The sequence below is a fragment of the Streptomyces sp. 8K308 genome (assembly GCF_004348315.1).
Taxonomy (GTDB): domain Bacteria; phylum Actinomycetota; class Actinomycetes; order Streptomycetales; family Streptomycetaceae; genus Streptomyces.
Map to the genome: position 1 here is coordinate 1 of NZ_SMKC01000660.1, position 982 is coordinate 982.

Sequence of the window (982 nt, forward strand, 5' to 3'; positions counted from 1 at the left end):
GGCGGGGGGCGCGCGGTCCCGCTGTACATCGTCACCGGCGGCCGGAGCGAGTCGGGGGACGACCCCGACTCCTTACTCCTGGATCTGGTCACGCTCGTCGTGGCCCGATCCACCGTCCCGGCCCCCGGCCACTCCCCCGAGCACGCCGCCCTGCTGCGGGTGTGTCAACACCCCATCTCCGTGGCCGAGATCTCCGCCCACCTCGGCCTGCCCTTCAGCGTGGTCACCGTGCTGCTGAAGGACCTGAGCGCCGGCGGCCAGGTGGAGCTCAGGCACACCCGCGAGGAGCAGCGGCAGGCCGCCGCCGACCCGGACGTCGAGACCCTGAAGGCGTTGATCGATGGACTACAACGACTGTGACCCCTCGCGGGGGCTCGGCCTGGGCCCCCGGGAGGAGGACCTGCTGCCCAGATCCGCCGAGCAGTCGGTCAAGGTGGTGATCGTCGGCGGCTTCGGTGTCGGCAAGACGACCATGGTCGCCTCCGTCAGCGAGATCCGCCCGCTGACCACCGAGGAGACGATGACCCTCAGCGGGGTCGGCGTGGACGACCTGGCCGGGATCGAGGCCAAGACCGAGACCACCGTGGCCATGGACTTCGGCCGGGTCACGCTCGACGAGCGCCTGGTGCTCTACCTGTTCGGCACGCCGGGCCAGCAGCGGTTCTGGTTCCTGTGGAACGGCGTGCTCGAGGGCGCGCTCGGCGCCGTGGTGCTGGTGGACACCCGGCGACTCGAGGACTGCTTCACCGCCATGGACCGGCTCGAGGACGGCGGGGTGCCGTTCGTCGTCGCCATCAACAGCTTCCCTGACGCGCCCGTCCACCCGGAGGACGACCTGCGCGCCGCGCTCGACCTGGCGGACCACGTCCCGCTGGTGACCTGCGACGCCCGCCGGCTCGACTCGAGCCGCGACGTGCTGCTGACCCTGCTGCGCTTCCTCTACGCCGGCGCCGCTTCCGCGCCCCACGCCCCTCACCCGTCC

At 72.0% G+C, this 982-nt stretch carries 2 protein-coding genes; both read left to right on the forward strand.

Annotated elements, in window-relative coordinates; translation table 11 throughout:
* Positions 1-21: 21 nt before the first annotated feature.
* The gene (locus E1265_RS36505; protein WP_243741375.1) at positions 22-360 is read left to right on the forward strand and encodes a DUF742 domain-containing protein; all 339 of its coding nucleotides are present in this window, start codon (positions 22-24) and stop codon (positions 358-360) included.
* On the forward strand, positions 341-982 hold a 642-nt coding region (locus E1265_RS36510; protein WP_132935219.1), incomplete at its 3' end, for an ATP/GTP-binding protein. The genes E1265_RS36505 and E1265_RS36510, both read left to right, overlap by 20 nt.